Source organism: Pseudomonas mucidolens, from assembly GCF_900106045.1.
GTDB classification, from domain to species: domain Bacteria; phylum Pseudomonadota; class Gammaproteobacteria; order Pseudomonadales; family Pseudomonadaceae; genus Aquipseudomonas; species Aquipseudomonas mucidolens.
Genome location: NZ_LT629802.1, coordinates 51408 through 78353, shown reverse-complemented (window position 1 = coordinate 78353; position 26946 = coordinate 51408). Strand labels below are relative to the sequence as shown.

Here is a 26946-nt window from a genome sequence, read left to right as displayed (position 1 = left end):
GGAGTCTCCAGCATGTCGATCAACGTCGAAGATTATTTCGCGCGCGCCACCTTTGACAAAATGAAGGCGTTCGCCGACAAGCAAGAAACCCCGTTCGTGGTCATCGACACCGCGATGATCAGCCAGGCCTACGATGACCTGCGCGCCGGTTTCGAATTCGCCAAGGTGTACTACGCGGTCAAGGCCAATCCGGCCGTCGAAATCATTGACCTGCTGAAAGACAAAGGTTCGAGCTTTGACATCGCCTCCATCTACGAGTTGGACAAGGTGATGGAGCGTGGCGTCAGCGCCGACCGTATCAGCTACGGCAACACCATCAAGAAATCCAGGGACATCCGCTACTTCTACGAGAAGGGCGTGCGCCTGTTCTCCACCGACTCCGAAGCCGACCTGCGCAACATCGCCAAGGCCGCGCCGGGCTCGAAAGTGTACGTGCGTATCCTCACCGAAGGCTCGACCACGGCTGACTGGCCTTTGTCGCGCAAATTCGGTTGCCAGACCGACATGGCGATGGACCTGCTGATCCTGGCCCGCGACCTGGGCCTGGTGCCTTACGGCATCTCGTTCCACGTCGGCTCGCAACAGCGCGACATCAGCGTCTGGGACGCCGCCATCGCCAAGGTCAAAGTGATCTTCGAGCGCCTGAAAGAAGAAGACGGCATCCACCTGAAGCTGATCAACATGGGCGGCGGCTTCCCGGCCAACTACATCACCCGCACCAACACCCTGGAAACCTACGCCGAGGAAATCATCCGCTTCCTCAAGGAAGACTTCGGTGACGACCTGCCGGAAATCATCCTGGAACCGGGCCGTTCGTTGATTGCCAACGCCGGTATCCTGGTCAGTGAAGTGGTGCTGGTGGCGCGTAAATCCCGCACCGCCGTCGAGCGCTGGGTGTACACGGATGTGGGCAAGTTCTCCGGCCTGATCGAAACCATGGACGAAGCCATCAAGTTCCCGATCTGGACCGAGAAGAAAGGCGAGATGGAAGAAGTGGTCATCGCCGGTCCTACCTGTGACAGCGCCGACATCATGTACGAAAACTACAAGTACGGTCTGCCGCTGAACCTGGCCATCGGTGATCGTCTGTACTGGTTGTCCACCGGCGCCTACACCACCAGCTACAGCGCAGTCGAATTCAACGGCTTCCCGCCGCTGAAATCCTTCTACGTATAACCCCAGCCGGCTCCCGGCTCCCGTAGGAGCGAGCTTGCTCGCGAAAATCGCCAACGATAACGCGTTCATTCAGAATGAACGCGTTATCGTTGGCCTGCCGCGAGCAAATCCCAGGCATCCACCTCGCCCCTACAACGCCCCCAACTCCACTTCACGCCGCCCGTACACCTGCGCCATAGCCCGAATCCGCGGGTCACCGGCCTGTTGCAAGGCCCGTCGCGCGACCCCCAAGAACTTCAAATTGCCGCCCTCCAGCGCCTGGCGCAACCACTCAAGCGCAGCCTCGACCTGCCCTTGCTCAGCCAGCAGCGCGGCATAACTGAACTGCCCGCGAAAATCCCCCGCCTCTGCTGAACGGCGATACCAATCCAGCGCAGCGTGCAGGTCTTGCACGCAGAACAGTCCTTGCTCCAAATAGCGTCCCAGCAGATTCATCGACTTGGCGTGGCCCAGTTGCGCGGCCCGGCGATACAGCGCCAGCGCTTGTGCCTGGTCTTGCACCACGCCACGACCGGTTGCCAGCAGGTTGGCGTAGTTATACAACCCCCAATCCAGGCCGGCCTCGGCGGCCAGCCGATATTCCTGTGCGGCCGCGGAAGCATCGGCGGTGCAACCCCAGCCGTGCTCCAGGCAGCGACCAGACATATTGCGCGCCATCCGGTGCCCGCCCTGCGCGGCGATCCGGAACCAGCGCAAGGCCAGCGTTTGATCGCGCTCGATACCGCGTCCGTCCAAGAGGATTTGCCCCAGCAACGCCTGGGCGTCGAGCACACCCTCTTTCGCCGCCATCAGGATCGCCTGGGCCGCTCGGGCCGGTGACTCCTCAAGCATGGCCCGCAGTTGTTCACCATCGAGGGTTTCTTCGCGGCGCAGATGAAAAGCCATGCTCAGACCTCGACCCAGCGGCGCAACAGGTTGTGATACGTGCCAGTGAGCTGGATCAGCGCCGGGTGATCCGGCATATCCTGGGTCAGTTGCTGGAGGGCGCCGTCCATTTCAAACAGCAGCGTGCGCTGGCTGTCTTCACGGACCAGGCTTTGGGTCCAGAAGAATGAGGCATATCGCGTGCCACGGGTCACGGCATTGACTTTGTGCAGACTGGAGCCTGGGTACAACACCATGTCGCCGGCGGGCAATTTGACTTGCTGTACGCCGAAGGTGTCCTGGATCACCAGTTCGCCGCCGTCATAGTCATCCGGATCACTGAAAAACAGCGTGGATGAAAGATCAGTGCGCACCCGCTCGGGGCTGCCCTTGGGCTGGCGCACCGCATTGTCGATATGGAAATCGAAACTGCCACCGGCGCTGTAGCAGTTGAGCAGCGGTGGAAAGACTTTATGCGGTAAAGCGGCCGACATGAATTGCGGACATTTCCACAACCGGTCAAGCATCGCTGCACCGATTTCCTTGGCCAATGGATGCCCTTCCGGCAGTTGCAGGTTGTGCTTGGCCTTGGCCGACTGGTGCCCGGCGGTGACTTTTCCGTCAGCCCACTCCGCTTGCTCCAGGGCTTCACGGATGCGCAAGACTTCTTCGCGGGAAAACAGGCCGGGAATATGCAGCAGCATGGTGGCTTTACCTGAGAGCAGAGGGGCGTCAATGGTATTGATTCTTATTGATCATGTACAACCCTGATCCGACGCAGAGACGCATGAGCGCCGCAAAACCGTAAAGCAAAAGTGTAAATTTTGTAAATTAAGTGCAAATAGCAATACATCTCAATTGCTATGCATAATTGTTTACAATATATTTCGCGTCCTTAATACCTCGGGGAAAGGAAATTTCATGTCGCGCCACACTCTAAAAACAGCATCGGCGTCACCACGTTTACTGGCCTCGGCCATGGGCGTGGCAATCAGTGCCAGCTCCGCAGCCCAACTGGCTCAAGCCGCTGAAGACACCGATCAGAAAAACGAGCGCAATAGCATTTCCCTGGGGGCCACCAGCATTACCGCCGAGGAACAGGACGTCACGTCCTATCAGGTCGAAAAGGCCTCTTCGCAGAAATACACCGCCCCGCTGGTCGATACCCCTCGCTCCGTCACCGTGGTGCCACAGCAAGTACTCAAGGACACCGCCGCCACCTCGTTGCAAGATGCATTGCGCACCGTGCCGGGCATTACCTTTGGCGCCGGCGAGGGCGGTAACCCCCAGGGCGACCGGCCGTTCATCCGTGGTTTTGATGCCCAGGGCGACACCTATCTGGACGGCGTACGGGACACCGGCGGCCAGAGTCGGGAGATTTTCGACATCGAGTCCATCGAAGTCAGCAAAGGCCCAAACTCTTCGTTCGGCGGTCGTGGCTCGGCCGGCGGCAGCCTCAATCTGGTGAGCAAGACCCCGCAAGCACGTGACTTCCTCAACGGCGGCTTTACCTACGGCTCCGACCAGACCCGTCGCTATGTGCTCGACGTCAACCGCCAGTTCCTCGACAGCGCCGCGTTCCGCCTGAACCTGATGAGCCACGAACAGAACGTCGCCGGGCGTGACGCGGTCAACTACGACCGCTGGGGCGTGGCGCCGTCGCTGACATTCGGCCTGGGCACCCCGACCCGCGTCAATTTCAGCTACTACCACCTGGAAAGCAACGACCTGCCGGATTCGGGGATTCCCTACGGCTATGGCTCTGCCAGCGCTACCGCCCACAGTCACGACAAACCCACCGACGGCGGCGACAGCAATAATTTCTACGGTCTGAAGAGTCGTGATTTCCGCAAGACCCGCGCCGATATCAGTACGTTCTCCATCGAGCACGACTTGAACGACAACATGACGCTCAAAAACACCCTGCGCCACGGCAGTACCGGCCAGGATTACGTAATGACACAACCCGATGACAGCAAACTCAACGTCAACAAGTTCGGTACCGTCTGGCGCCGCGCCAACAGCCGTGTGTCCACGACCACAACGACGACCAACCAGACCGATCTGTTCGGCAGTTTCCAGGCGCTGGGCTTCAAGCACACTTACTCCACCGGCCTCGAATTTACCGGTGAAGAAACCCGTGTCAGTAGCTACACCGTCAGTCCCAATAGCAACCCTGTCTGCAATGTCGCCAAGGGCAGTTCGGGCGGCAATTGCACATCGTTGAGCAACCCGAACCCGGACGACGCCTGGAACGGCAGCGTCGCGCGCAATTACAACGGTACCAACACCAAGGCCACCAGCCGCGCGGCGTATGTGTTTGACACCATCGAGCTGGATCCGCAGTGGCTGCTGAACGTGGGCTTGCGTTACGACACTTTTGATACTGAAGCCAACACCAACGCAGTCGCCGGCAGAACCAAGATCAAAGAGGACAGCCAATTCTTCAACTGGCAGGCCGGCCTGGTCTGGAAGCCTGTGGAAAACGGCAGCATTTATGCTTCCTACGCCACCTCAGCCTCCCCGGCCGGTGGCCTGGTCGGTGAAGGTGCCGACGGCAACCCGCTTTCCGCCGGTGCCGCCACCAGCGACTTGCAACCAGAAGAAACCGTCAACTACGAACTGGGCACCAAGTGGGATCTGTTCCACGACCGTCTGTCCCTGACCGCTGCGGTGTTCCGTACCGAAAAGAAAAACACGCGGATTCTGGTCGACGCACTGACCTACGAAAACGGCGGCGAATCGCGTGTCGACGGCCTGGAGCTGTCCGCCAGCGGCAAGCTCACCGATCAGTGGCAAGTATTCGCCGGTTATACCTATCTGAAGAGCGAACTGGTGAACCCCGGGTTTAATGGCCGCAACGGTGTCGTCAGCGCCGGTTCCAACAAAGGCAACCAAATGCCCAACACGCCGAAGAACGCCTTCAGCCTGTGGACCACCTACGACCTGACTCCGAAGCTGAGCGTCGGCGGCGGCGCATTCTATGTCGATGAAGTCTACGGAGATGCGGGCAACACCGTTTATGTACCGTCCTACACCCGCTGGGACGCGATGGCCAGCTACAAGCTGACCAAGAACGTCGACCTGCAGTTGAACGTGCAGAACCTGACCAACAAAACCTACTACGACAAAGCCTACTCGGCGCACTTCGCCAACCAGGCAGCGGGTCGTACGGCCTTGTTGACCACCAGCTTCCACTTCTAAGGCTGTAGGCACTTTACGCAAAAGCCCCGCGCATCGGATGCCCGGGGCTTCTATGTGTAAAAAAGAACGTTTCTCGACAACTCACGGCATAATGCGCGCCGTGAAATTTCATCCAGATCAGCGAGGCGCTCCGACGTGTTGAAGAAAACCCTATTTCAGTTGCACTGGTTTTTCGGCATTAGCGCCGGGCTGGTGTTGGCCTTGATGGGGATCACCGGAGCTTCGGTCTCGTTTCAGGATGAAATCCTGCGGGCACTCAATCCGACGGTGTTGACCGTCGAAAAACGTCCCGCTGGCGTACTGCCGCCCGCCGAGTTGGTGCGCAAGCTTGAAGCCACCGAAGGCAAGACCGTGTCCATGCTGTGGGTGGAAAGCGCGAGTGGCAACGCCGCCCGGGTATTCTTCACGCCGCCACCGGGTGAGCGCCGGGGTCAGATGCGCTATTTCGATCCGTACACCGGCGACTACATGGGTGACGCCGTGGGCCAGGACGTCTTCGGCTTCCTGCTTCGACTGCACCGCTTTCTGGCTATGGGCGAAACCGGCCGACAAATCACCGGCGCCTGTACGCTGATCCTGATTTTCTTCTGCCTGTCCGGTCTTTATCTGCGCTGGCCGCGCCAAGTGGCGAGCTGGCGCGCCTGGCTGACGTTGGACTGGCGCAAAAAAGGCCGCAGTTTCAACTGGGACCTGCATTCGGTGTTCGGCACCTGGTGTTTGTTGTTCTACCTGTTGGCCGCACTCACCGGTCTGTCCTGGTCCTACGAGTGGTACAGCAAAGGCCTGACCCGATTGCTGTCGGACGCCCCGCAGAGCGAACGGGTACGCCAGCGCGGTCCGGCACCTGCGGGCCCCGCGCCCATCGCCAACTACGAGGCGATGTGGAGCAGCATCTACAGCAACGCCGGCCCCGACTTGAGTGTCTACAATATCCGCATGCCAGCCGTCGCCGGACAACCGGCCACGGTCTACTATCTGCTGCAGAACTCGCCCCATGCCCTTGCGCGCAACCAGCTCAACCTCGACCCGGCCACCGGCGACGTCAAGAGCCATGCGCGCTACGCCGAAAAAAGCCTCAAGGCGCAGTGGCTGACCAGCCTCTACGCGCTGCATGTCGGCAGCTATTTTGGTCTGCCCGGCAGGATCATCGTCACTCTTGCCTCGCTGTGCATGCCGCTGTTCTTTATTACCGGCTGGTTGCTGTACCTGGATCGCCGTCGCAAAAAACGTCAGGTTCGTGATGCGCGCCAAGGCCTCGCAGAGAGCCACAGCAGTGCGCCGGCCTGGTTGATCGGATTCGCCAGCCAAAGCGGCTTTGCCGAGCAACTGGCCTGGCAAACCGCCGGGCAATTACAAGCCGCCGGGCTGCCGGTGAAGGTGCAATCGCTTGGCTCCGTCAGCGAGGATGACTTGCGTCAGTCGGCACATGCACTGTTTGTCGTCAGTACCTTCGGCGATGGCCAGGCGCCTGACAATGCTCGCGGGTTTGAACGCAACATGTTGGGCCGCGACCTGCCGCTCAAAGACTTGAGTTATTCGGTGCTGGCCTTGGGGGATCGCCAATATGAGCACTTCTGCGGTTTTGCCCGACGCCTGCATTTCTGGCTGATCAATCAAGGCAGCAACGCGCTGTTCGCGCCGATTGAAGTCGACAGCGGGGATCAAAATGCCCTGCTGCACTGGCAACAACAAGTGAGCCAAATCACCGGCCATGCGCCGACGCCGGCATGGGCCGGCGCCCGTTACGAAAGCTGGACGTTGAGCCAACGTACCTTGCTCAACCCCGACAGCAGTGGCTCGGGTGCTTACCTGCTCGGGCTCACTCCACCAGGCCCGCGGGACTGGCAGGCAGGAGACCTGGTGGAAGTATTGCCGCGTAATTGTTCCCAGGCCATCGAGCGTTTTCTCGCAGGTCTGGGCATCGCCGACAGTGACACCGTGGTGGTCGATGGCCTGGCCCAGAGCCTCGAACACGCCCTGGCCAGCCGCCAGTTGCCAAGCAACCGTGCGCATTTGGTCGGCCTGCACGCCCAGGCGCTGGTGGATGCGCTGGTGCCGTTGGGCATGCGCGAATACTCCATTGCTTCGATTGCCAGCGATGGCGTGTTGGAACTGATCGTGCGCCAGGAGCGTCATGCCGACGGCAGCCTGGGCCTGGCCTCGGGCTGGCTCACCGAACAGGCACCCGTGGGTTCAGCGATCAGCCTGAAGCTTCGGCGTAATAGCGGTTTCCACCTGCCCGCTGAGCCTGTGCCATTGATTTTGCTCGGCAACGGCACCGGCCTTGCCGGCTTGCGCAGCCTGCTCAAGGCACGGATCGCCGACGGCCAGCAGCGTAACTGGCTGTTGTTCGGCGAACGTAACATCGCCCATGACTACCTCTGCCAGGATCAACTGCAAGGCTGGCTGTCCAGCGGTGACCTCGCGTTGCTGGACCTGGCGTTCAGCCGCGATCAACAGGAGAAGATTTACGTTCAGGATCGTTTGCGTGAGTCTGCCGAAGTGCTGCGCAAATGGCTGGCGGAAGGCGCGGCGATCTATGTCTGCGGGAGTTTGCAGGGGATGGCGAGTGGGGTGGACCAGGCCCTTGTGGATATTCTGGGCAGCGAGGCCGTGGAGCGACTGATTGAGCAAGGACGCTATCGGCGGGATGTGTACTGACCGCGCCCCTCACCCTAACCCTCTCCCCAAGGGGCGAGGGAACTGAGCGAAGTGTGCGAAGAAATTTCGCGACCTGAAAGTTCGAGTCGATTATGGATTCAACACCGCCTGCAAACATCCCCTTACTATTGAGACCGGGGACATCGTTTACACCTTTCGAGGTGTGCTGAGAAATTTCGCGAGCTGACAGACCGAGACGGTTAAGGATTCAGCGCAGTACGTTCAGGTCGATGCATGTTTCAAACATCCCCCAATCGGCCCCCTCTCCCCTCTGGGAAGAGGGTTGGGGTGAGGGGCGATTTGAGGTCAGCTCCGCGATCCCGGACTACACTCAAACCTCCCCACACTTCACAAGGACCGTGAAGCATGCCCACTCGCCCCACTCCCAGCCAACGCCAGTTCGCCAAACACCTGCGCACCCATCAGACCGACTGTGAACAACGTCTCTGGCAACCGTTGCGTTCCCGCCAAATCGCCAATCTCAAGTTTCGCCGGCAGGTGCCCTGCCCGCCTTACATTCTCGATTTCTACTGCGTCGAGAAAAAACTCGCGATAGAACTGGACGGCGGTCAGCATTACGATCCACTGCACATCACTTATGACCAACGCCGGACCCACTACCTGAACCAGCAAGGCATCCAGTTACTGCGCTTCAGCAATCTGGAAATCCTCCAGCAAATGAACGCCGTCCTCGAACAGATCCTGCACACCGTCACACCGGCTGCAGCTTCTGCTCAAACACCGACACCCCATCCAGATCGCGCAAAATAACCGTCAACTCCGCCGTCTGCCCGTCGATCTGCACTTCACCGAAGAACTGAAACCCGGCAAACGGCGAGGTGTTTTGCGCCGGCGGGGCTTTCTCGAATACCACCTGCGGACCGAAGGTTTTATCCAGCGGATTAGGCCCAAAGCTGCCGGCGTTCAACGGCCCGGCGACGAACTCCCAGAACGGTTCAAAGTCTTGAAACGCCGCACGCTCAGGGTGGTAGTGATGCGCGGCGCAATAATGCACGTCAGCGGTCAACCACACATAGTTACGCACTTGCTGCGCCCTCAAGAACCCCAGCAATTCGGCGATTTCCAGCTCGCGGCCCTGGGCCGGTCCCGGATCCCCATTGGCGACCGCTTCCCAGCGCGGCACGCCGGGGCTGACTTCGCCATCGGGTACACCCAGGCCGATCGGCATGTCGGCGGCGATCACCTTCCACTGGGCTTTGGAGGCCTTGAGTTCGAGCTTGAGCCAGTCCAGTTGCGCGCGTCCCAGGAAGGGTCTGGCGTCGCCAAGATTATCGTCGTTGGCTGTGCGGTAGCTGCGCATGTCGAGCACGAACACGTCCAGCAGCGGCCCATAACTGAGCTTGCGATAAATGCGCCCGCCCTGGTCGGCGCTCTGCAAACGCATCGGCGCGTATTCCAGCCAGGCCTGGCGCGCGCAGCCAACCAAAGTGTTGATGTCCTTGGTCTGGTAACGCTCATCCAGTTGCTTGCCGGGCGACCAGTTATTCACTACTTCATGATCGTCCCATTGCCAGATCTGCGGCACTTCGGCGTTGAAACGCCGGAGATTGTCGTCCATCAGGTTGTAGCGGTAGTTGCCACGGTATTCATCCAGGGTTTCGGCGACCTTGCTTTTGGCTTCGGTGGTGAGGTTGCGCCAGATGCGCCCGCCTTCGGTGGGCAGTTCGGCCGGCACCGGGCCGTCGGCGTAGATGGTGTCGCCACTGTGGATAAAAAAGTCCGGCAGGCGCAGGCGCATGGCTTCGTAGATGCGCATGCCACCGATGTCCGGGTTGATACCGAAACCTTGGCCGACGGTGTCACCGCTCCAGACAAAACGGATATCGCGACGCTGTTGCGGCACGCTGCGCAGGTGGCCGAACCAGGGTTCGCTGGCCACGCCGGTCTGGGCGTCTTCGAAATACACGCGGTAGAAAATCGCCTGACCGGCGGGTAATCCGCTCAGTTCGACGCGGGCGGTGAAGTCGCTGCGGCTGTCTGCCAGGGGCGAAACTGCCTTGCGCGGGTTGCTGAATACACTGCGCGTGTCCCACTCCACGACCATGCGTGCCGGGCGGTCGCTGCGGCTCCAGATCATCGCCCGATCCCCCAGCAAGTCGCCCGACTGCACACCGTCGGTGAGTTGCGGCCGATCCTTGACCGAGGCAATCACCGCCGGTGCCAGGCCTGGCAGCAACAGGCCGGCGCCGACGACTTGCATTACGCGGCGGCGGCCGAGATCAAAGTGGCTCATGCAGTTTCCCTCAATGGATCAAAAGAGAAACTTAAGCATGCACCGATGAAGCGGATGTGACAGCGTTCAGGCGCTGGCCGGGGCGATGCCCAGCTCTACCGCTTCAGGACGTTTGATCAAGGCATACACCAACCCGGTCAACAGGCTGCCGGCGACAATCGCCAGCAAATACAACAGCGCATGATTGATCGCATTCGGGATCAACATCACAAACAAGCCGCCGTGGGGTGCCATTAGCTTGCAGCCGAAATACATCGACAACGCCCCGGTGAGCGCGCCCCCGGCAATGCTTGCCGGGATCACCCGCAACGGGTCCTTGGCGGCAAACGGAATCGCCCCTTCGGAGATAAAGCACATGCCCAGGATAAGCGCAGCCTTGCCGGCTTCACGTTCGGTCTGGGCAAACTTGCGCCGTGCCAGAAAGGTGGCGATGCCCATGCCAATCGGCGGCACCATGCCGGCGGCCATGGTGGCAGCCATCGGCGCGCCACTCTGGGCCGCCAGCAAGCCCACGGAAAACGCATAGGCCGCCTTGTTGATCGGCCCACCCAGGTCGACGCACATCATTCCGCCCAACAGGATACCCAACAGCACCGCATTGGCCGTGCCCATGTTGCCGAGGAAATCCGTCAGGCCGACGAGCATCTTCGCCACCGGCGGCCCCACCAGATAAATCATTGCCAGACCGGTGAACAAGCTCGCCAGCAACGGGATGATCAGGATTGGCTTGAGCGCTTCCAGACTCTGCGGCAAACGAACCGCGCGGGTGATCAGTTTCACGCAGTAGCCAGCCAGGAAACCGGCGAGGATCCCGCCGATAAACCCCGCACCCAAGGTGCTGGCCAGCAGGCCACCAATCATGCCGGGCGCCAGGCCGGGACGGTCGGCAATCGAATAGGCGATATACCCCGCCAGCAACGGCACCATCAACATGAAGGCCTGGTCGCCGACGCTTTTCAACGCCGCCGCCAAAGTGCCTGGCTCTTCAAAAGCATGAATGCCGAAGACAAACGACAGGGCGATCAACAGACCACCGGCCACCACCATCGGCAACATGTACGACACGCCGGTCAGCAGATGCTTGTAGACGCCAGTCTTCTCGGATTTGGCCGGCGCGCCGCTGGCCGCGCTTTCCTGCGCACCCTCGGCGAGGGCTTTGTTGAGGATCGCCTCCGATTGCTTGAGCGCGACACCGGTGCCGCAGCGGTAGATTTTCTTGCCGGCAAACCGCTCGGTGGCCACATCGATATCCGCCGCCAGCAGCACCACGTCGGCATCGCGAATGGCCTGCGGACTCAAGGGCGTGCGGGCGCCTACGGAGCCCTGGGTTTCCACCTGCAAGTCATAACCCAGGCGTTTGGCGGTTTGTTGCAAGGCCTCGGCGGCCATGAAGGTGTGCGCCACGCCTGTCGGACAGGCGGTGATTGCCACGATGCGGGGAGCATTGCGCACAGTTTGCGGCGCCTGGGAAGCAACGTAGACTTGCGCTTCATCAGCGCCTCGACGCAGCACCGCTTCAACATCCTGCAGCGCCTGCGCCGGGGTGCTCAGGAAGACTCGCTTGCCGACAAAACGCTGCATATCCACCGGCGTGCTGCTGACCAGCAAGACCCATTCGGCGGCATCAATCGTGGCCTGCGACAACTCACGCTCCGGGTGCTGGACGTCCACCACCTCGACACTGGTGCTCCAACCCTGGCGCTGCGCGGCGGCGTCCAACAAGCGGGCGCACAGCACACTGGTGACCATGCCGTTAGGACGGGCGGTAACAATCGCTAAATTCATCACAAACCCTCTTATTGTTCTGTCAGCGTGCGCACAACAACGCCGCTTTCGAGGCGCGCCAACTGCGCGTCATCGCTGATGCCAAAACCGATCTGCGTCACGGCCATGGCGGCAATCGCCGTGGCACGCCCCAGGGTCTTTTCGGGCTGATCCGACTCAAGCAAACCGTGAAGCATCCCGGCCAGCAACGAATCACCCGCGCCAACCGTGCTGGCCACGCTGACCTGCGGCGGCGTCGCGTGCAGCGCAGTGCCAGGACTGAACCAATTGACACCTTCAGCACCATGGGAAATCACCACATGCTCGACACCTTGTCGGTGCAAGCGCTCAGCGGCCAGCGCCTGTTGCTCGACGGTGTCGGTCGGGCAATCCAGGGCCTCGGCCAATTCGGCGGTATTGGGTTTGATCAACCACGGCCCGGCCGCCAGACCGGCACGCAGGGCATCTCCGCTGGTGTCCAGCGCAACTTTCAAACCCAGGTCCTTCAATTGCAGCAACAACGTGAGCAACCACTGCGAACTGACACCGCGAGGCAGGCTGCCGGCGACCACCACTGCGTCATGCCCCGGCGCAATCCGCTCCAACTCATCGAGCAACGCCTGCTGGGCCTGCGCGCTGACCAGCGGGCCCGGCGCGTTGACGTCAGTCACCCGGCCATCCTGCTCGGCAATCTTGATATTGCTGCGGGTTTCACCCGGCACGCGGACAAACGCATCGATAAAACCACGAAGGGCGATCAAGTCCTCGAACGCCTGGGGATTGTCTTGCCCGAGAAAGCCGCTCACGGTCACCTGATGCCCGAGGTCGGCCAGCACCTGGGCCACATTCATGCCCTTGCCGGCGGCGTGAGTGAGCATGGTTTCACTGCGATTGACCACGCCCGGCTCCAGACGCGTCAGACGTACGGTCAGGTCCAACGCCGGGTTCAGCGTCAGGCTTAAAATCCTTGCCATTTACACGGCCTCCACAAGAGCTCGCACTTCGGCGGGAGAACCCACCATCAGGGCTTTTTGCGCCAGGCCCCGGGCCTCGCTCAGACTGAATTCACGGACCCGCGCCTTCACTTCAGGAATACTGCGGGCCGACACGCTCAACTCATCCACGCCCAGGCCCACCAAGACCGGCACGGCCAGCGGGTCCGCCGCCAATTCACCGCACACCCCAACCCATTTGCCATGGGCATGCGCGGCGCGCACGGTGATGTCGATCAACTGCAAGACCGCCGGGTGCAGACCGTCGGCCTGGGCCGACAAGGTCGGATGGCCACGGTCGATGGCCAGGGTGTACTGGGTCAGGTCGTTGGTGCCGACGCTGAAAAAGTCCACTTCCCTGGCCAGTACCGGCGCCAACAACGCCGCCGAAGGCACTTCGATCATGATCCCCAGTTGCAGGTCCGCGACCGGAATTTCCTGGCGTAGCCGCTCGGTCATTTCGCGGGCCTGGCGCCATTCATCGACGCTGCTGACCATGGGAAACATGATGCGCAGTGGGCGGTTGTCCGCCGAGCGCAACAAGGCACGCAGTTGCGCTTCCATGATGTGCGGGCGTTGCAGGGTCAGGCGAATGCCGCGCACGCCGAGAAACGGGTTTTCTTCCTTGGCAATCGGCCAGTAAGGCAACGGTTTGTCGCCACCAACGTCCAGGGTTCGCACCACCAACGGTCGACCGCCCAAGCCGTCAAGCACCCGGCGGTATTCGGCTTCCTGGGTGGCCTCGTCGGGGACTTGTGGATGGGCCATGAAAATCAGTTCGGTGCGCAGCAAGCCAATGCCTTCGGCGCCCTGCTCCACCGCTGCGGCGACACCTGCGCTCTCGCCAATATTGGCAAACACTTCGACGGCATGCCCGTCGCGGGTCAGGGCCGGCTCATGGCGCTGGGCGGCGGCGGCTTCGAGGCGTTGCTCGCGGCTGTCGCGCTCTTCGCTGGCGCGCTGCAAGGTGCCGCCATCGGCATCCACATGCAGGCGGCCACGTTGGCCATCCAGCAACAACGGCGTGCCCGGTGCCAGCAGCAACACTGCGACGCCCGCGCCTACCAGTGCCGGGATGCCCAGGGCGCGGGCGACAATGGCGCTGTGGGCGGTGGCGCCGCCGCGCGCGGTGAGAATCCCGGCGACCCGCGCCGGGTCCAGACGGGCGACGTCCGAGGGACCGACTTCATCCATCACCAAAATGTAGGGTTCATCCGGTTCTTGCGGCGTGTCGACACCACATAACTGCGCCAGCACCCGGCGGCCAATGTCCCGCAGATCGGCGGCGCGTTCGGCAAGCAAGGCATCCTGCAAGGACTCCTGCTGTTTGGCGGCAGCCTCGATCACACTCATCCAGGCCGCTTCGGCGCTTTCGCCCTGCTTGAGACGCGTGTCAACGTCGTCGGTCAACTCCGGGTCGTCGAGCATTTCCTGATGCGTGATGAAAATTTCACGGATGGCCTTGGCGCTACTGCGCTCGATCAGGCCCTGGATATCGCGGCGCACCTCGGCCAGCGCAGCCTGCAGGCGCTCGCGTTCAACCCCGGCCGACTCGCCGCGTAGTGGATACTCGAACGGCTGCAACACCTGAATATGCGCCGGGCCGATAGCGATGCCGGGGGCAGCGGCGATGGCCTGGATCAGGCTGCCGGACGCCGGCGCGCTGATCAGCGGCTCGACCTCGAGCACTTCAACCACGCGGCTGACCGCCGGCAACGGCTCGACTTCTTCCCCCGGGCCTGCCTCTACCGCCGCCAACAAAGCCGGCAAGGCATCGGCAGCGATTCCGGGTTCAGCGACAAACTCCAACACCTGGCCGCGACGGGCGCCGAGGCTGAGCAACTTGCTCAAGCTTTTCACCGATACCGCAGCACCCGGCCCGTCGACAATGCGTACACGGATGTCACCCTCAAAGTTCTTCGCCAATTGCGCGAGGATCTTCGCCGGACGCGCATGCAAGCCGTGGGCATTGGCCAGGGCGATGCGCGCGTTCGGCCAATCGGCGGGCAATTCGCCGCCAAGCACTTCCAGGACGGCGCGGCTGCTGGTGGCGCGCCCCAGTTCCTGACCCCGCCCTTCAATCAGCAACGCACACAAGCGTTCGAGCAACGCTTGGTGGGCTTCGCCAAGGCTGGCCAGGCAGAACAGGCCGTTCAACGGCTGCCCCAGATAACGCATGGGTTTATCCGGGGTGACGAAGGCGAGTCCCGGACGTTTGACCGTTTGCTCGCTGTGCAGCCACCACAGACCATCCCCCAGCGGCAAGGCGTCGACCTGTTGCAACACGGCGGCAAAGCCATTGCTCACGCAGTCGGCCTGGCGTAACAACCGCGCGCCGCGCCAGACCAGCTCTTCGAAATCATCCGCCGAGACGCCCAGGCCAATCATTTGTGCATCCAGCGCCAGCTCTTGCGGCGCGCCTTGCAGCAGTTTGAGCAGCGCTTCGGCCGAGCTGGCGCGAGACAGCGCCTGACCCAGATCGGTCTCGCCAAGGGCGCGGGTCAACAGTTGCAGCAGGCGCAGGTGCTCATCGGATTTGGCGGCAATGCCAATCGCCAGATAGACGATCTGGCCATCGCCCCAGTCCACACCGTCGGGGAATTGCAGTAAACGTACCCCGGTGGTGAATACCTGGTCGCGGGTTTCCGGGGTACCGTGGGGAATCGCAATACCTTGGCCAAGAAAGGTCGAGCCCTGGGCTTCACGGGCTTGCAAGCCTTTCAGATAACCTTCGGCAACCAGGCCGTCGGCAACCAGATTGTCAGCCAGCAGTTGCAAGGCAGCAGATTTATCCACAGCCGTCTGGCCCATGGATATCTGCTCTATGGTGAGCTCGAGCATGCCTTTCTCCTAGTTAGTGCGACGCGCGCACTAGGTATTGTTTTGAATAAAACAGGGTAAACGGGTTCAATAACGACTGACTGAGCGGTCAGATGGCAGTGATCACTCTGTAGCGAACATCGTAAAAATACCCTTGCTGAAACGTTTAATCTAGAATTTATGGCAGATTACTTGTTAATTCTGCATCCTTGAAGCACCGCTCGGCGCTTGTCGTGCGACATTAGTCGCCTGCAGTAATCGGTTACGATTGGTCAAAATGTCGGGGCAAGCTCCAAAAAACAAGGAATTCCCGGTTTGAAACTCAGTGATATCGCTCGTCTGGCCGGCGTCTCAGTCACCACCGCCAGCTACGTCATCAACGGCAAGGCCGCACAACAACGGATCAGTAGCGCGACCGTTGCACGAGTGCGTGCGGTGGTCGAGGAACATGGCTTCACCCCCAATCCTCAGGCCGCCGGGCTGCGCAGCCGACACACACGCACCTTGGGCTTTATCCTGCCGGACCTGGAAAACCCCAGTTACGCACGGATCGCCAAGCTGCTGGAGCAAGGCGCACGGGCGCGTGACTATCAACTACTGATCGCCAGCTCCGACGACGACGCCGACAGCGAGCGCCAGTTGCTGCAGCTGTTCCGCGCCAGGCGCTGTGATGCGTTATTCGTTGCCAGTTGCCTGCCCGCCAGCGATGACAGTTATCGTGAGCTGCAAGCCAAAGGCCTGCCGGTGATTGCCATCGACCGGGTCATGGAGTCTACGCAGTTTTGCTCGGTGGTCAGTGATGACCGCCAGGCCTGCCAGCTATTGACCAGCAGCCTGCTGCAGCCGCGGCCGCGACAGATTGTGCTGATCGGCGCCCATCCGGAGCTGAGCATCAGCCAGGAGCGCGCCGCCGGCTTCAAGCAAGCGCTCAAAGACTTCGAGGGTGAAGCGCTGATCGAACACGGCGAAGCCTTCAGCCGGGAGTGTGGCCGTCAACTGATGGAGGAATTGCTGCAGCGCCTCGGCCATTTGCCAGAAGCGCTGGTGACAACCTCCTATGTCCTGCTGCAAGGGGTGTTTGACGCCTTGCATGATTTTCCGCTCAAGTCCCGGACACTGCGCCTGGGCACCTTTGGTGACACCCAGTTGCTGGACTTCCTGCCGCTGCCGGTCAACGCCATGGCCCAACAACATTCGTTGATCGCCGATACCGCCTTGCGCCTGGCGCTCGCCGCGATTGAAGAGCAGCAGTACCAACCGGGCGTCCACGCCATTGGCCGGACGTTCAAACAGCGAATCCACGAGGCCTGATGGTGGACCTGGTCGACAGCCACACGCACCTCGACTTCGAGGACTTCGACGCTGACCGACACGATGTCCTCAGCCGCAGTCGCCAACTGGGCGTGCGGCGAATGGTGGTGTTGGGGGTCTATCAACGCAACTGGCAACGGCTGTGGGACCTGGTGCAACAGGACGCGGACTTATACGCGGCGTTCGGCTTGCACCCGGTGTACCTGGAGGAGCACAGTCGCGCGGATATCACCGAGCTAGGTGACTGGCTGACCCGTCTCAGAGGCCATCGACAACTGTGCGCGGTGGGCGAGATCGGCCTGGACTATTTCCTCGAACAACTGGACCGCGAACGCCAGCAAGCGCTATTCGAAGCCCAACTGCAACTGGCCGTGGACTTCCAACTGCCGGCCTTGCTGCATGTACGGCGCAGCCATGCCGCGACGATTGCCACCCTCAAGCGTATCCGCCTACCACGGGGCGGCATCGTCCATGCCTTCGCAGGCAGCCAGGAAGAAGCCCGCGAATACATCAAGCTCGGTTTCAAATTGGGCCTGGGTGGCGCCGCGACCTGGCCTCAGGCCTTGCGCATGCACAAGGTCATTGCCCAACTGCCGCTGGAGTCGGTGGTGCTGGAAACTGACGCGCCGGACATGGCGCCCGCCATGCACCCCGGCCAGCGCAACAGCCCCGCTCACCTGCCGGACATCTGCCACGCCCTGGCCGAGCGGATGGCCATCAGCCCTTCAGTGTTGGCCGAAGCGAGCACCCGCAATGCCTGCGAAGTGTTCAATTGGTAACGGGCCTGCAAGGCGGGAACCAAGCCCCGGGCTCAGACCCGAAACGCTCCGATCAACTGCTTCAGCTCGATCACTTGCAATGACAATTGCCGGCTGGCCTCTTCGGTCTGATGGGCTCCCTGGGCCGCGTGCTCCCCGGCGCGATTGATTTCGACGATGTTCTGGTCGATGTCCTGAGCCACCGCCGTCTGCTGCTCCACGGCGGCGGCGATCTGCTGGTTCTGATCGACGATCATGCCCACCGCACCGAGGATGTTTTCCAGGGCCGACTGGACTTTTTCCGACTGCCCGACAGTGCCATTCGCCATTTGATGGCTGCTGTCCATAGCCTTTACCGCCGCCCCCACACCACTGTGCAACTTGATGATCATTTGCTCGATTTCTTCGGTGGATTGCTGGGTACGTCGTGCCAGGGTCCGCACTTCATCCGCGACCACGGCAAAACCACGGCCCTGCTCACCCGCCCGCGCCGCCTCGATGGCGGCGTTGAGCGCCAGCAGGTTGGTTTGCTCGGCAATGCTTTTGATCACCTCCAGCACCGTGCTGATGGATTGGCTATCGATTGCCAACTGGTTGATGACCAGCACCGATTGATCGATCTCGGACGCCAGTCGCGCAATGCTGCCTTGCTGGGATTGCACCAGACCGCGACCGTTGAGGGTTTCATCATTCACGCTGTGGGCGCTGCTGACAGCCGCCGCCGCGCTGCGCGCCACTTCGTGGGCAGTCGCCGACATCTGGTTCATGGCCGTGGCCACTTGTTCAATCTGGCTGCGCTGACTGGACACCGCCTGGTTGCTGCGCGCGGAAACCGACTCCACCTGCCCGGCCTGGTGCTCGACTTCCTGGATGGTCTGCCCTACTCGCTCGATCAAGTCATGGATCTTCGCCACGGTACCGTTGAAGACTTGCCCCAGATCCCCCAGCTCGTCACGGCTGTCAGCCCTGAAGCTGACCGTCATGTCGCCCGCCGCGACTTTATCCATCATTGCCCCCAAACGTCGCAGGGTGGTGAGGGTGGAGGCATAAAACCCACCGTACAAATAGACGATCAACAAGAAAACCGCCGCCAGGGCGGTCACCAGCAACACCATGTGCGTGCGGTTCTGCGCCAGGCGTTGTTGCAGTTGCTGCTCGAGAAAGGCCAGCGTCGCATCGTCTAATTGATAGGTCTTGGCCATCAGCCCACTGACGTTGTCGTAAAAACCCTGCCACGGCGCATCCAGGGTTTCAGCCATCACCACCTGTTCTTCAAACAGCTCGCTACCTTGCTTGAGGCTGGCCTGGCTGGCCTGGGCCAAGGCATCCAGCTTGGCATGCGCGCTCTTGCTGGCGCCCAGGGCGTCCTGCAACTTCAAACCGTATTCGGCGTGGAGCTTTTCCAGTTGTTGTAACAACTCGTCAAAGCGCGTGCTGGCCGATGAGTTGAGAAAACCCTGGCCCAGGGAGGACGCGCCCATCGCCCGGCCTTCGCCCAGGGTTTGCGTGACTTGCGGGGTGACGCTGGTGATCAGTTCGCTCAGTTGCCGCACGTCACTTTGCGAGTCGCGGCTCAGGCCCGACTGGCTGGCGATGATCTGGCTGAACATCTGAGCCTTGTTGAGCAGCTTGCCGATCAGCGCGCTTTTACTCAGCAGCGAAGATTCCGCTTGCTGGGCCTGGAAGGCGGCGATCATTTCGTCACGCTTGCCATTAAACACCGCGACTTGCTCTGGATCGGTGGTCATGGCCTGCAAACCCTGCAGGCGTCCCAGCACGTTTTGCTCCAGCGCGCTGATTTTGCTTTCTATATCGCCGGCCTTGCCCGATTGCCCAAGGGTCGCGTTGATCTGCACCTGATTGTTGAGGGTTTCCAGGTCGCGGCGCAGGACCAGACTGCTGCCCAACAGGTCCAGGCTCTGCAATTCGGTCTGCGTGCCTTGGAATTCACGCCAGGAATCGCGCACCAGATAGTAATTGGTCACCAACATCGGCAGGAAAAACAACACGCTGATCAGACTGAACTTCATGCCGAAGCTCAGGCGATTCATCAATGCGATGGCGGGATAGAGCAAGCTCTTCACAAGTGGACTCCCTTTTGTTTTATTTTTATTGAGGCGCAGGGCAGCGGCAGATTGCCACTATTTGGCACGCTGTCTGTATAACTTAAATCGGCGGGGAGTTTTGTAACTTAAGGTTAACGCGCAGGAAAAACCGGTCATTCCCCAGGAAATACCAGGGAATGACTGTTAAACGAGGTCAGGGCAAGACCGTCCAGATGGCAAATCCGGCGTACCACAGCACCGCGGCACGCAGTAGCAGCTCCCAAAGACGATCAAGGCTGTTGATGCCGTCGACGCCAACCGCCGGTGGAGGAATTTCGCCGGCAGCCAGCCCGACTTTTTCCACCAACTGTGCCGCGCTGATGTCCCAGCTCAGCAGCTCATGCAACATGACGCGGCTGACCGCGACGAAATTGCCCACCAGGGCGAAACTTGCGGTCAACAGCCGTACCGGCAACCAGTCAAAAGCGTGACGCAACTGCTCGGCACGCTCCGCCACCAGCGGGTTTTGCGCATACTCACTGGCCAGCGCCAGCAAACGATAAGCCAGAGCCGCCACGGGGCCTAACAGGAAATACCAGAAAATCACCGCGAAGAAGCTCTGATAGGCCTGCCACAGCAAGTGTCCCTGAACCCTTTCCAGCAGTTGTTCGCCACTGTCGGCGTCGATCCCCAGGTCGCGTTCGGCCACATGCTCCGCCGCCTGCAAATCTCCACGGCGCCAAGCATCGCGAAACGGCCCCAGCCCGGCGAGCAGGTCGCCGCGCCCCAGGCTGTAGATCACCACCAACAGGTGTACCGGCAGCGCCAGCAATCCGTAGGCCACCGGTTCCAGCACCAGCAACAACAGGCCCAACAGCATCACGGGCAACAACACCAGCAGCACCAGAATCAGCCACGGTTGCATGCCCAGGCGCTGGCTGGATTCAAGCCTGGCCAGTTCGTGCAACCAGCCAGCGTCGCGTTGTACCCGCTGGCGCAAGGCCGAGAATTTCTCGATCCACACCGCCAGCACCAACACCAGAAAACTCATTGTGCGCTCCCTCCATCCTGCAAGGCGCCGCGAAAACGCGCCCAATCAAAAGCCGTTCCAGGATCGGTCTTGCGTCCTGGGGCGATGTCGCTATGGCCACAAATGCGCTGGCGCGTGATATTCGGGTAGGTCGTCAGCAACTGACGACTCAGTTCGATCAACGATTGGTACTGGGCGTCGGTAAACGGCTGGTCGTCCGTGCCTTCAAGCTCGACCCCCAAGGAAAAGTCATTACACGTTTCACGCCCTTCGAAGCTCGACACCCCCGCATGCCAGGCTCGCGCCAGGCAGGACACAAACTGGGTGACCACGCCATCGCGCTCAATCAGAAAATGCGCCGAGACCCGTAGGCCAGCAATACTTTCAAAGTAGGGATGTTCCGTGACATCCAGGCGATTCTGGAAAAACTCCTGCACTTTGCCAGTGCCGAACTGCGCCGGAGGCAAGCTGATGTTGTGTACCACTAACAAGGAAATCTCGCCGTTCGGGCGTTCGTTGAAGTTGGGCGATGGGCAATGACGGATGCCCTGGCACCAACCACTGGCGGGGTCCAACTGCATACAGGTTCCTTGAACGAGACGGGGAGCACTCAGTATGCCGCGATCAGCACCGTGGTTGCGATCATTTGACGCTATTGAGCTGTCGCAGATTGCCGATCACCGACGCCAACGCCCGATCAAACAGCAGTGCATCATCCAAGGTTCGCACCCCGCCCCGCTTGAACTCCAGGGCCAACTGCAGGCAGGTTTTCTCCAGCACCTTGAGGCCCGTCCGGTTTACAAAAATATACCTGCCCGTCGGTTCGATAATCGCCGTCAGCTTGCAACGCAGGGTGTTTTCTTCGTCTTCCTGAAATTCGACCCAACTGCCGATGTGCAATTGCCGGGCCTTGCGCAGGTCGGGGTCATCGTCCGCTAAGTTCAGCGTCTCGGCAGGCGGCGCGGGGCTGAACACCATGTCCTCGCGCACCTCCACCAGCGCTTCACCCGAACGCGACGAGGGCGCCGCCGCACCGCCCTGGAATGCTTGAATATGCAGCGCTTGCAACTGGATGAAAAACTCACGGGACATGAACGGGTCGACGGCCGCCTCGTTCAAGCCATCGCGCAAGGACTTGAGCAGCGCCGGCAATTGCTCCAGCAGGTGGCGTCCGGCCTGCGTGTCCTCGCTCAAGCTGACACTCCAGATCAACTCGTCCATGGCTTGCAGCGCCGCCTGCCATGCCGGCGAATGTTCACCGTGCTTGAGACAGGCCACCAGCAACACCTGGCTCCAGGCATGTTGCAGAAACTGCACCATCACCTGCGGCAACACCTTGCCCAACAGCCGCTGGCTCAGCGCTTCGGCGACACGCCGGCGCGCCTGATCGGTACGGGCGCGGCCTTCTTCAGCGTCACGGGTGCGCTGTTCGAGCAGTTCACTGCGGCGTTTTTCGTCTTGGGTAAACGCGGTGAATTCTTGCAGCAGTCGAGAGAAAATCGCCGGGTCGTCGCCAAATTCATTCAACAGGCATTGGACCACTTGCTCGATGCGCAGATACAGGCTGTCGCGCTGATAGTCGTCACGCTTGGCCCAACCCAGGGCGGCCGCGCCGATTTCATTCAGCAAGCGCCGCGCCGGGTGGCTGCCACGACTGAAGAAACTCTTGTCCAGCACGGCCACTTTCAGCATCGGAATCTGCAGGCGGGCAATCAACGCCTTGAGGGAATCGGGTAACGTAGCATCGTCGAGGATGAATTCGAACAGCATCGCGATCAGGTTGATCACATCCTCATCCGCCTCCTCCACCACCCGCGATTTACCGCTCTTGACGCTGACGCGGGTGAGCAACTGCTCCAACTGGCCGCGCAGGTCAAAATCGTCCTCGACGGCAGGCTCCGGCACGTATTGCTGTAAATGAGACAGCAGACGCAGCAGGTCACGGGTCGAGATCGGCTGAGCCTGGGCACTCGCCTCCAGGGTCGGGGCCACACTACCCCGTACCGCCAGCAGCAACTCTTGCAGGGCGGCGAATACCTGCTGCTCGGCGTCATCCACCGAGTGCTCCCCCCTGGGCGCGACCTCGATGGCCGGGCTGACTCGGCTGGAGCGTTCACCGGGACGCCGCGATGGGACAGCCTTGAGTTCGGGCAATACACCGGTGGCGATCAACAGTTGATTGGCTTCGCCGTACAGATGATCCGCATCGCTGAGCACGTACTTTTCAAACAGCTTGAGAATGATCAGTTTGACCCGGATCTCGACGCCCAGGCTGCGCCCCGCGCGCAGGAAGTAATCACAGAGCATTGCCGGTCCGAGGGGATTTTCGCGGTCTTCCAGTCGCTTGCCCAGCAGCGCGCCCAACCGGGCCGTCAACTGCCCAAGGGCGAGGCCGTCACGGTGCATGACCCTGCCCAGCATGGCCTCCAGCGCCACGGCTTTTTCCAGGTCGTCGGCGGACGCGTCAGGCTGTGCCTCGTAGGAGACCGTTGGCAGCAATTGCAGCTCATCCTGCCCCGCGTGTCCCAGATTGGCGAACGCTTCGAAGTACTGCTGCATGAAGCCACGCTCGAAATTCTTGCGCTTGAGGCGCAGGTCGCGCATGGCTTCAAAGAAAATGTTGTGATCGACGTTATTCCTGGCCTTGTCGGCCATTTCGAACAGGGTGTCGTCGGCGTTATCGAACAGCTCCTGCAAGCCCCGATCAAGCTGCTGCGCCGCCTTGTCACGAACCTGAAGCAATATTACCGGCAGGCGGGCGAGCGGCGACGGCATTGTCTGTGCGACAAGCTTGTCGATCGGCACCACCTTTCCGTCATTGTGCATCCTGGCCTCCTGAAACGGCGGGGTTCGGTCTTGCGAAAAATCGCTACAAACGCCAACAAAAACCAGCGCATTTCAAAACTCACTGGATATAACCAGAACGTCAAAGCTATGACGCCAATCCCAAGGCGCCGATTATCTTGCAAATAGACCAGGTCGCGCCAGCAAACTCTGCACTTGCCGCGCAATAAGGCCGACCCGGCCATTTGCCCGCGTTTCGCGCCTTGGGTTAGCCGTCGCCATGCCCCTATAATCGGGCCACTTTGTTTGTGGAGCCTGTTATGCCGAATCTATGCCTCGCCGACCTGACCGCCGAAATTGAAGCCAACGTGCGCCGCGCATTGCTGGAGGACATCGGCAGCGGCGACATCACCGCGCAGTTGATTCCGGCCGAACGGCTGGCCAAAGCCACGGTCATCACCCGCGAGGCCGCCGTCATCAGTGGCACCGCCTGGGTCGATACCGTATTCCGTCAGTTGGATCCGCGTGTCGCCGTGCATTGGCAAGTGCGCGATGGCGAGCGCGTCAGCCCCAATCAGGTGTTGTTTCACCTCGAAGGGCCCGCTCGCTCACTGCTTACCGGTGAACGTAGCGCCTTAAATTTCCTGCAGCTGCTGTCAGGTGTGGCCACCCGTGCGCAGTATCTGGCGGACTTTGTCGCCACCACCCAGGTCAAGTTGCTGGACACCCGCAAGACCTTGCCGGGCCTGCGCCTGGCGCAAAAGTACGCGGTCACTTGTGGCGGTTGCCACAATCACCGCATCGGCTTGTACGACGCCTTCCTGATCAAGGAAAACCATATTGCCGCCTGCGGGGGCATTGCCCAGGCCATCAGCGCCGCCCACAAGATTGCCCCGGGCAAACCGGTGGAAGTCGAAGTGGAAAGCTTGCAAGAGTTACGCGAAGCGCTGGCGGCGGGTGCCGATATCATCATGCTGGATGAGTTGAGCCTGGACGACATGCGCGAGGCCGTACGGTTGAACGGTGGCACGGCCAAGCTGGAAGCCAGCGGCGGGATCAACGAAACGACGCTGCTGCCGATTGCCGAAACCGGCGTGGACTACATCTCGATCGGCGCGATGACCAAGGATGTGAAGGCCGTGGATTTGTCGATGCGACTCAGTATTTGAAGACAGTGAGCTGCAAGCTGCAAGAGGGTCGGGCGACACTTGCAGCTTGTAGCTCGCAGCTTGTATCAGCGCTCAGACCACCAGATTGTTCATCTCGCAGTACTCGTCCCACTCGACACCCAGTACGTCTGCAGCCTCTTTGTGCAAGACCAGGCGCGCAGCTTCGAATTCTTCCGGCGTGGAGGTGTACTTGAGGGTCAGTTCCCAAGGCTGCAAGCCCTGGCTCTCGGCCTCGTCCTCGAATGCCCACTGGATCTGGTCGCGCTGCTCATCGGCGCTCAGATCCTTGATTTCTTCCTTAAGTTGCGGCAATTCCTCGAGGTATTTATCGAGGGCCGTCTGGTGCCGAGCTTCCTGGGTCATGTCTGTCGTGGTCATGTCGTTCTCTTAGATCAAGGAATGGGGATGCATCTGGGTCATCAAGGTTGCGCAGATACAAAAGAACGGGCATGAATACCGGTTCGTCTGGCCTTCAGAACCATTCTGGGATCATTTGAAAACTGTGTTGCCTTATGCCCGAGACAGGAATCGAACCTGCGACCTTCGCGTTACGAGTGCGCTGCTCTACCAACTGAGCTACACGGGCGGTGGGCTAAAGCTAGCATTGCCTTGGACGTCCGGCAACTCAACGCGCTTCGCGGGCGATAACGCCTTGGGCCCAGAAGCGTGGCTGCAGATGCGTTTTGACGCGGTCGATATAATGTTGGTTGCGTTCAGTGGTGTGAGGCAGGTCCCGGCACCCCACATATATCAGCCCGGCCACTGCCAGGACCGTCAGCACTCGCCATGCCCGATGCAACAGCGGCATCGCCCCGCTGGCCGGGGTTCGTTGCGGGTGCAACGCCAGCAGCCAGCCAACGACCAGCGCCAGCCATAATTGCGAGTTAGGCATTACGATCACGCCATCGACCATCGACTGGCTCAGTGCGCCGATCAACGCGGCAAACAAACACAGACGCATTCGGTCCGTCGAGACCTGCGTCTGTGCACGCTGCTGCTGCACCCGCAGCGTCGCCCATAGCCCGCGCAATGCGAGGACCATCACACACAAGGTCGAGGGTACGCCCCACTCACTGGCCCATTGCAAAATCGCCTGATGCGGATGGGTGGCGACAGGGTTGGCGATATCGGCGAAATGCATCGGCCCGAACCCCAATAACGGACGTTCGCGAATCATCTCCCAGGCTTGCCACCAGATAACTTCGCGACCCGAAAGGCTGGCCGTCAGGCGTTCTTGCGCAACGTTGAAAGCCTGTACCCCTAATTGCTGCGCCAGCACACTGAATAACAGCCAGTAAAACAGCAGGCCGCCGCCCAGCGCCGCCAATTGCCAGGCGACCCAACGACGGCCCCAGACGCCCAAAAAAACCAGGACCATCGCGGCGGCGCCCATGCCGAGCCAGGTACCACGGGTGCCACCGCTGATCGCGATCAACCACCAGGTACACAACAGCGCAAATACCAACCCGCGCACAACCCGTGAGGTCGTGGGGAGCAGCAACGGCAGTGCGAGCAAGGGCAAGGTAAAGGTCTGGAACTGGCCATAAAAGCGCTTATTCGAAAAGCCCGAAAGCAGCCGACCCATATCCAGTGTCGAGGCCCCGCTGGTAAACGTCAGAACAACAGCGTGACCGTACTGAAGACTTTTGATCAAACACAACAGCAGCACGAACAGCATCAGCCTACGGTCGAGGGTTTCGTCGCCATTGCGCCGCACCATCGCGAAGGCTGCGGCAATGGCCCCACAGGTGATCAGCAGCGCCCATTCGGTCAACGCCCAGAGCGGCTGGTGCGCCAACCACGAAGACCCCAGGCCCAACCCGAGAATGATCACCAGTGCGCTGGCGGTGGGCGTATCTACCAGTCGTTGCCCGCAGCGGGCGGTGCCCCCCGACAGCCCATAAAGCAGCGAGCACAACCCGACACCGATCTGCACACTGCGTTGCCAGTCGTGGCCGCTGAAAGAGGGCGTGATGCACAGCATCAACAAAGCCAATGCCACCGTCAGAAACACGCGTCCTCGTTGCTGCACGGATAACGTCATGGGCGGCGTCTACTTATTTGTGGGGGGTGGAAGAGCCAGGCATCAGCTTGCGCATGCCGGGCTCAAGCCG

Annotated in this window: 19 protein-coding genes and 1 tRNA gene; 7 read left to right on the top strand and 13 right to left on the bottom strand. The window is 60.8% G+C overall.

What is annotated here, in order from left to right; all coding sequences use genetic code 11:
* Positions 1–12: 12 nt before the first annotated feature.
* On the top strand, positions 13–1176 hold the full coding sequence (locus tag BLU75_RS00380; protein ID WP_084376357.1) for a type III PLP-dependent enzyme: 1164 nt from the start codon (positions 13–15) through the stop codon (positions 1174–1176).
* A 129-nt stretch (positions 1177–1305) separates the two neighbouring features.
* On the opposite strand, the gene BLU75_RS00375 is transcribed toward BLU75_RS00380, so the two are convergent.
* Together BLU75_RS00375 and BLU75_RS00370 are read right to left on the bottom strand one after the other, a co-directional pair.
* Complete coding sequence (locus BLU75_RS00375) at positions 1306–2061, bottom strand: tetratricopeptide repeat protein (RefSeq protein ID WP_084376358.1); 756 nt, start codon at positions 2059–2061, stop codon at positions 1306–1308.
* 2 nt (positions 2062–2063) lie between these two features.
* The gene (locus BLU75_RS00370) at positions 2064–2744 is read right to left on the bottom strand and encodes a Fe2+-dependent dioxygenase (RefSeq protein ID WP_084376359.1); all 681 of its coding nucleotides are present in this window, start codon (positions 2742–2744) and stop codon (positions 2064–2066) included.
* A gap of 217 nt (positions 2745–2961) precedes the next feature.
* On the opposite strand from BLU75_RS00370, the gene BLU75_RS00365 reads away from it, so the two are divergent.
* From BLU75_RS00365 to BLU75_RS00355, 3 genes are all read left to right on the top strand, one after another.
* Positions 2962–5244 (top strand): TonB-dependent receptor, encoded by a 2283-nt coding sequence (locus BLU75_RS00365; RefSeq protein ID WP_084376360.1) that lies wholly within the window; start codon positions 2962–2964, stop codon positions 5242–5244.
* Positions 5245–5379: 135 nt separating this feature from the next.
* Positions 5380–7905 carry a PepSY domain-containing protein gene (locus tag BLU75_RS00360; protein WP_084376361.1) on the top strand — a complete coding sequence of 842 codons (2526 nt, stop codon included), beginning with the start codon at positions 5380–5382 and terminating at the stop codon, positions 7903–7905.
* A gap of 366 nt (positions 7906–8271) precedes the next feature.
* Positions 8272–8676: an endonuclease domain-containing protein gene (locus BLU75_RS00355; RefSeq protein ID WP_084376362.1), complete on the top strand. Its 405-nt coding sequence runs from the start codon at positions 8272–8274 to the stop codon at positions 8674–8676.
* Here BLU75_RS00355 and BLU75_RS00350 read toward each other — a convergent pair.
* The 4 genes from BLU75_RS00350 to ptsP form a co-directional block, all read right to left on the bottom strand.
* A complete protein-coding gene (locus BLU75_RS00350) occupies positions 8618–10159 on the bottom strand; it encodes an alkaline phosphatase D family protein (RefSeq protein ID WP_084376363.1) in 1542 nt (513 codons plus the stop codon). The genes BLU75_RS00355 and BLU75_RS00350 overlap by 59 nt on opposite strands.
* Before the next feature lie 66 nt (positions 10160–10225).
* Positions 10226–11944: a fructose-specific PTS transporter subunit EIIC gene (locus tag BLU75_RS00345; protein ID WP_084376364.1), complete on the bottom strand. Its 1719-nt coding sequence runs from the start codon at positions 11942–11944 to the stop codon at positions 10226–10228.
* A gap of 11 nt (positions 11945–11955) precedes the next feature.
* The gene (gene pfkB, locus BLU75_RS00340; protein WP_084376365.1) at positions 11956–12897 is read right to left on the bottom strand and encodes a 1-phosphofructokinase; all 942 of its coding nucleotides are present in this window, start codon (positions 12895–12897) and stop codon (positions 11956–11958) included.
* Positions 12898–15756, bottom strand: coding sequence for a phosphoenolpyruvate--protein phosphotransferase (ptsP, locus tag BLU75_RS00335; RefSeq protein ID WP_090221340.1), 2859 nt, complete (start codon positions 15754–15756; stop codon positions 12898–12900).
* A gap of 294 nt (positions 15757–16050) precedes the next feature.
* Between ptsP and cra the strand changes: the two genes are divergently transcribed.
* Complete coding sequence (gene cra, locus BLU75_RS00330; protein ID WP_084376367.1) at positions 16051–17046, top strand: catabolite repressor/activator; 996 nt, start codon at positions 16051–16053, stop codon at positions 17044–17046.
* Positions 17047–17048: 2 nt separating this feature from the next.
* Positions 17049–17825, top strand: coding sequence for a TatD family hydrolase (locus tag BLU75_RS00325; RefSeq protein ID WP_084376513.1), 777 nt, complete (start codon positions 17049–17051; stop codon positions 17823–17825).
* 32 nt (positions 17826–17857) lie between these two features.
* Here BLU75_RS00325 and BLU75_RS28195 read toward each other — a convergent pair whose 3' ends face one another.
* The 4 genes from BLU75_RS28195 to BLU75_RS00305 form a co-directional block, all read right to left on the bottom strand.
* Positions 17858–18562, bottom strand: a complete 705-nt coding sequence (locus tag BLU75_RS28195; protein WP_462687347.1) for a methyl-accepting chemotaxis protein — start codon at positions 18560–18562, stop codon at positions 17858–17860.
* A 1501-nt stretch (positions 18563–20063) separates the two neighbouring features.
* Positions 20064–20900, bottom strand: coding sequence for a regulatory signaling modulator protein AmpE (gene ampE / locus BLU75_RS00315; protein WP_084376369.1), 837 nt, complete (start codon positions 20898–20900; stop codon positions 20064–20066).
* The gene (gene ampD, locus BLU75_RS00310; RefSeq protein ID WP_084376370.1) at positions 20897–21460 is read right to left on the bottom strand and encodes a 1,6-anhydro-N-acetylmuramyl-L-alanine amidase AmpD; all 564 of its coding nucleotides are present in this window, start codon (positions 21458–21460) and stop codon (positions 20897–20899) included. The genes ampE and ampD overlap by 4 nt, the downstream gene beginning before the upstream one ends.
* A 61-nt stretch (positions 21461–21521) precedes the next feature.
* Positions 21522–23705: a DUF1631 domain-containing protein gene (locus BLU75_RS00305; protein ID WP_084376371.1), complete on the bottom strand. Its 2184-nt coding sequence runs from the start codon at positions 23703–23705 to the stop codon at positions 21522–21524.
* Between the two features lie 278 nt (positions 23706–23983).
* On the opposite strand from BLU75_RS00305, the gene nadC reads away from it, so the two are divergent.
* Positions 23984–24832, top strand: coding sequence for a carboxylating nicotinate-nucleotide diphosphorylase (nadC, locus tag BLU75_RS00300; RefSeq protein WP_084376372.1), 849 nt, complete (start codon positions 23984–23986; stop codon positions 24830–24832).
* 72 nt (positions 24833–24904) lie between these two features.
* Here the strand turns inward: nadC and BLU75_RS00295 are convergent, their stop codons facing one another.
* The 3 genes from BLU75_RS00295 to BLU75_RS00285 all read right to left on the bottom strand — a co-directional run bounded on the left by BLU75_RS00295 (position 24905) and on the right by BLU75_RS00285 (position 26876).
* Complete coding sequence (locus tag BLU75_RS00295; RefSeq protein WP_084376373.1) at positions 24905–25210, bottom strand: DUF6388 family protein; 306 nt, start codon at positions 25208–25210, stop codon at positions 24905–24907.
* Between the two features lie 135 nt (positions 25211–25345).
* Positions 25346–25418: transfer RNA gene (locus tag BLU75_RS00290), tRNA-Thr, on the bottom strand.
* Between the two features lie 39 nt (positions 25419–25457).
* Positions 25458–26876, bottom strand: coding sequence for an O-antigen ligase family protein (locus BLU75_RS00285; RefSeq protein ID WP_090221338.1), 1419 nt, complete (start codon positions 26874–26876; stop codon positions 25458–25460).
* Between the last annotated feature and the right edge of the window lie 70 nt (positions 26877–26946).

What these genes read in the sequence shown, in the direction of transcription:
- BLU75_RS00305 (WP_084376371.1), bottom strand. Translation starts at nt 23,705, where the DNA reads ATGCACAATGACGGAAAGGTGGTGCCGATCGACAAGCTTGTCGCACAG.
- ampD (WP_084376370.1), bottom strand. Translation starts at nt 21,460, where the DNA reads ATGCAGTTGGACCCCGCCAGTGGTTGGTGCCAGGGCATCCGTCATTGC.
- BLU75_RS00285 (WP_090221338.1), bottom strand. Translation starts at nt 26,876, where the DNA reads ATGACGTTATCCGTGCAGCAACGAGGACGCGTGTTTCTGACGGTGGCA.
- BLU75_RS00295 (WP_084376373.1), bottom strand. Translation starts at nt 25,210, where the DNA reads ATGACCACGACAGACATGACCCAGGAAGCTCGGCACCAGACGGCCCTC.
- pfkB (WP_084376365.1), bottom strand. Translation starts at nt 12,897, where the DNA reads ATGGCAAGGATTTTAAGCCTGACGCTGAACCCGGCGTTGGACCTGACC.
- ampE (WP_084376369.1), bottom strand. Translation starts at nt 20,900, where the DNA reads ATGAGTTTTCTGGTGTTGGTGCTGGCGGTGTGGATCGAGAAATTCTCG.
- BLU75_RS00355 (WP_084376362.1), top strand. Translation starts at nt 8,272, where the DNA reads ATGCCCACTCGCCCCACTCCCAGCCAACGCCAGTTCGCCAAACACCTG.
- BLU75_RS00375 (WP_084376358.1), bottom strand. Translation starts at nt 2,061, where the DNA reads ATGGCTTTTCATCTGCGCCGCGAAGAAACCCTCGATGGTGAACAACTG.
- BLU75_RS00345 (WP_084376364.1), bottom strand. Translation starts at nt 11,944, where the DNA reads ATGAATTTAGCGATTGTTACCGCCCGTCCTAACGGCATGGTCACCAGT.
- ptsP (WP_090221340.1), bottom strand. Translation starts at nt 15,756, where the DNA reads ATGCTCGAGCTCACCATAGAGCAGATATCCATGGGCCAGACGGCTGTG.
- nadC (WP_084376372.1), top strand. Translation starts at nt 23,984, where the DNA reads ATGCCGAATCTATGCCTCGCCGACCTGACCGCCGAAATTGAAGCCAAC.
- BLU75_RS00380 (WP_084376357.1), top strand. Translation starts at nt 13, where the DNA reads ATGTCGATCAACGTCGAAGATTATTTCGCGCGCGCCACCTTTGACAAA.
- BLU75_RS00350 (WP_084376363.1), bottom strand. Translation starts at nt 10,159, where the DNA reads ATGAGCCACTTTGATCTCGGCCGCCGCCGCGTAATGCAAGTCGTCGGC.
- BLU75_RS28195 (WP_462687347.1), bottom strand. Translation starts at nt 18,562, where the DNA reads ATGTCGGCGACTGCCCACGAAGTGGCGCGCAGCGCGGCGGCGGCTGTC.
- BLU75_RS00370 (WP_084376359.1), bottom strand. Translation starts at nt 2,744, where the DNA reads ATGCTGCTGCATATTCCCGGCCTGTTTTCCCGCGAAGAAGTCTTGCGC.
- BLU75_RS00365 (WP_084376360.1), top strand. Translation starts at nt 2,962, where the DNA reads ATGTCGCGCCACACTCTAAAAACAGCATCGGCGTCACCACGTTTACTG.